Raw genomic sequence first — 4,109 nt, 5'->3', positions numbered from 1 at the left:
TATTAATTATTATAATAATGACAGAATAAAACTTAATCTAAAAGCAATGAGCCCCATACAATATCGAGCTCATTATTATAAAACTTAGTTATTAATTTGTCTAAACTTTTGGGTGCAGTCTATAATTGGCGTCTTTTTTTTGCTAAAAGCGAATATTATTTTCTTAAATCAAATCTGTCTAGATTCATTACTTTAGTCCATACGGCAATAAAGTCTTTTACAAATTTTTCGTGTGCATCACCAGCTGCATAAACTTCTGCAATTGCTCTTAATTCTGAATTTGATCCAAAAACAAGATCTGCACGTGTTCCTATCCACTTAGGCTGTCCAGTACTTCTATCATTTCCAGTATAAAGTTCTTTGTCATTTGAAACAGACTTCCATTCTGTATTCATGTTCAGTAAGTTTACAAAGAAATCATTGGTTAGCTGACCTGGTCTATTGGTAAAAACACCATTTTTACTTCCGTCTGCATTAATATCCAGAACACGAAGTCCGCCTAAAAGAACCGTCAATTCTGGTGCCGTAAGAGTCAGCAAATTCGCTTTATCTATAAGAAGTTCTTCTGTTAAAACAGTCGATTTTGTTTTTCTGTAGTTTCTAAAACCATCAGATTTTGGTTCTAAATATCCAAACGATTCAACATCTGTCTGTTCTGCAGATGCATCCATACGTCCAGGTGAAAAAGGCACTTTCGCAGATGCTCCTGCATCTTTAGCTGCTTTTTCTACAGCTGCAGATCCTCCTAAAACGATTAAATCAGCCAATGAAACTTTTTTATCTCCATTTGCAGCATTAAATTCTTTTTGAATACCTTCTAATTTATCTAAAACAATTTTAAGCGCAGCTGGATTATTTATTTCCCAATCTTTCTGTGGTGCAAGTCTTATGCGCCCACCGTTTGCGCCTCCACGTTTATCTGAACCTCTAAAAGTAGAAGCTGAAGCCCAAGCTGTAGCAACCAATTGAGATACGCTTAATCCTGAATTTAATACTTTTTCTTTAAGCTGTTCGATATCTTGGTCATTTATTAAAGCATGATTTACTTCTGGAATAGGATCCTGCCAAAGTAGTTCTTCTGTAGGCACTTCGGTTCCAAGATAAAGAGCGCGAGGTCCCATATCACGATGCGTCAATTTAAACCATGCACGAGCAAAAGCATCTGCAAACTCATCTGGATTTTCTAGAAAACGACGTGATATTTTCTCATAAGCAGGATCTAATCTTAAAGATAAATCTGTAGTTAGCATCGTTGGCAAGTGCTTTTTATTAACATCAAAAGCATCTGGAATAATTGCTTCAGCATTTTTTGCTACCCATTGATGTGCTCCTGCCGGACTTTTTGAAAGTTCCCATTCAAAACCAAATAAATTCTCAAAAAAGTTATTGCTCCATTGTGTTGGCGTTTTTGTCCAAGTAACTTCAAGTCCGCTTGTAATAGCATCTCCCCCTTTTCCAGAGCCAAAACTGTTTTGCCATCCTAACCCTTGCAGTTCTAGACCTGCTGCTTCTGGTTCTGCTCCCACATGATCTGATGAGGCAGCACCGTGCGTTTTACCAAAGGTGTGTCCGCCCGCTATTAAGGCTACAGTTTCTTCATCATTCATTGCCATACGGCCAAAGGTATCTCTTATATCTCGAGCTGCCGCAATCGGATCCGGATTTCCGTCAGGCCCTTCTGGATTAACATATATAAGTCCCATTTGCACTGCTGCAAGCGGTTTTTCAAGATTTCTGCTATGGATATCTCCGTCTGCATTATCATCAGATGATACTACTCCATGATCTTTTGGAACACCTTCAGAACCGTCTTTATAACGTTCGTCACCACCTAACCATGTCGTTTCAGAACCCCAATAAACAGATTCGTCTGCTTCCCAAACATCGGCACGTCCTCCTGCAAAACCAAATGTTTTAAATCCCATTGATTCTAAAGCCACATTTCCTGTTAAGATCAATAAATCTGCCCATGAAATCTTTTGTCCATATTTTTGTTTTATGGGCCAGAGCAATCTTCTCGCTTTATCAAGACTTACGTTATCTGGCCAACTGTTAAGAGGTGCAAATCGCTGTTGTCCTGCTCCTGCTCCACCTCGTCCGTCATGCACTCTATAAGTACCTGCACTATGCCAAGCCATTCTTATGAAAAGACCGCCATAATGACCAAAATCTGCAGGCCACCAATCTTGTGAATCAGTCATAAGAGCATGCAAATCTTTCTTTAATGCCTCAATATCGAGACTTTTAAAAGCTTCTGCGTAATTAAAATCCTTATCCAACGGATTTGATAACGACGAATTCTGTCTTAGGATATTTACCTTTAACTGTTTGGGCCACCAGTCTAGATTTTTAGTTCCCGATGCTGCCTGTTTATCCATGCTCCCATTATGAAAAGGGCATTTGCTGATGTCATTTGATTGATTGTCCATAGTTGAAAAATTTTATTTTTGACTAAATTACAAACTAATGAAAAAGAAAATTATGACTGTGAATCATAAATAATTCTTAGAGAATAGACAAAATCTATATAGAATTATTTTAATGATTCTAATTACTTATAACACTTCTTATTATATAAAAACATTGTTTTTGAAAGACACAATACTTTTATAAATTTAAATTTTGCTTCTATAAATTTAGCAAAAAGAATCTTTTTATCGGCATAAACATTTAATTGCTTGTCTGTAATATCTTTATTTCTTGCTAATTTTCAAACTTATATCCGAAAAATACATAAAACAAAATACTATAAAAGTTCTTTAAAAAGAAAAAGCTCCCAAAATAGAGAGCTTTCAATTCTGTAGTCATATATTATTTGATGGTCTTATTATCTGTATCTTTAATAAACTTAATCAAACCTTTCATGTAAATATCCTGATCATCGTACATACTCATATGACTTCCGTTAGGACAATACAAATAAGTGCCATTTTTCACCTGAGAAGCAATCCATTTCATATGATTAGGATCCATAGTATCATATTCCGCCCCTATCGACAATGTTGGCACGATAAGTTTAGGAAGTTCCTTTTTTATATCCCATTTCTCAAGTTTTCCTGACAATCCAAATTCACTTGGCCCCTGCATAGTCACATACAGAGACTGATTTATTTTACTAAAGGATCTATTTACAGGCTCTGGCCACTTATCAGCATCCAAACGCAGGATGTGTTTAGTATAAAAATTAGGAAGCAATAACTGCATGTATTCAGGATTTTCAAAATCCTTATTTTTCTCTATTTCTCTAATTCTTGCCAGCACTTTGGGATCCATCTGCTTTGCTAGTACTGTATCAGCATACTTATCATAGTCAATAGCACTCACCATCATATTTGAAATAATAAGTCCTTTTAAATTTTGTTGATACTTCAGCGCATATTGCGAAGCCAGAATACCACCCCATGAATGACCTAATAAATAAAAATTACTCTTATCTAAACCAAGAGCTATACGCACCTGCTCCACTTCTTCCACATAACGATCCAAATCCCAAAATACTGGATCATTTGGATTATCAGAGTTACCTGTTCCCAACTGGTCGTAATAAATAAATTCTATCCCTTCCTGAGGCAAAAAGCTTTCCATACACTCAAAATATTCATGGGTCGCTCCTGGTCCTCCATTTAAAAGCAATAGCTTCATTTTTGGATTATTACCTACGCGCTTAGTCCAAACCTTAAACTTCCCCTTCGTAGTACTGATTTCAATCATCTTTACCCCTCCTGTCTTTATACCTGTAGATCCATCTTTTAAATAAGAACTTAAATCCAATTTTTCTTCTTTAGCAGTATTTTTATCACTACATGCCGAAAAAAACAGCATACTTACAATTGACAGAAAGACATTAGTATAGACATTCATAGGTGTTTGGTTTAAATTAATAGCATCTTTTTTTAAAGTCCTAATATACTAAATTTCATTAACCATCTATTCCCTAATTAAAACACAAAGAATAACTTCAGCAAGAAACAATGATATTTTTATGGCGTTTCCCTGCGGGCCGTGCTGTCCGCTGTATCTTTTGCGGATGGATGTTTAGGGGAAAAAGAAGCCCTCCGCGCCCCGCAAAAGGATGCCGCTCCCATCACTAACGCGGCACCTGATTAATC

The 4,109-nt window shown here is 36.3% G+C and carries 3 protein-coding genes; 1 reads left to right on the top strand and 2 read right to left on the bottom strand.

The window, feature by feature from the left end:
- Position 1: 1 nt before the first annotated feature.
- Positions 2–88 (top strand): IS3 family transposase, encoded by an 87-nt coding sequence (locus ACFO3N_RS24865; protein ID WP_379796460.1) that lies wholly within the window; start codon positions 2–4, stop codon positions 86–88.
- A gap of 67 nt (positions 89–155) precedes the next feature.
- Here the strand turns inward: ACFO3N_RS24865 and katG are convergent, their stop codons facing one another.
- Both katG and ACFO3N_RS24855 read right to left on the bottom strand, forming a co-directional pair.
- On the bottom strand, positions 156–2,429 hold the full coding sequence (gene katG / locus ACFO3N_RS24860) for a catalase/peroxidase HPI (protein ID WP_379801507.1): 2,274 nt from the start codon (positions 2,427–2,429) through the stop codon (positions 156–158).
- 382 nt (positions 2,430–2,811) lie between these two features.
- Positions 2,812–3,861, bottom strand: coding sequence for a proline iminopeptidase-family hydrolase (locus tag ACFO3N_RS24855; protein ID WP_379801506.1), 1,050 nt, complete (start codon positions 3,859–3,861; stop codon positions 2,812–2,814).
- Positions 3,862–4,109 lie beyond the last annotated feature (248 nt).

Origin of the sequence: Flavobacterium chungangensis (assembly GCF_042654045.1) — a bacterium.
Classification (GTDB): domain Bacteria; phylum Bacteroidota; class Bacteroidia; order Flavobacteriales; family Flavobacteriaceae; genus Flavobacterium; species Flavobacterium chungangensis.
This window is presented reverse-complemented; position numbering and strand designations above follow the sequence as displayed.

Excerpts from the sequence above, each read along its gene's own strand:
- ACFO3N_RS24855 (WP_379801506.1), bottom strand. The coding sequence starts at position 3,861 with ATGAATGTCTATACTAATGTCTTTCTGTCAATTGTAAGTATGCTGTTT.
- katG (WP_379801507.1), bottom strand. The coding sequence starts at position 2,429 with ATGGACAATCAATCAAATGACATCAGCAAATGCCCTTTTCATAATGGG.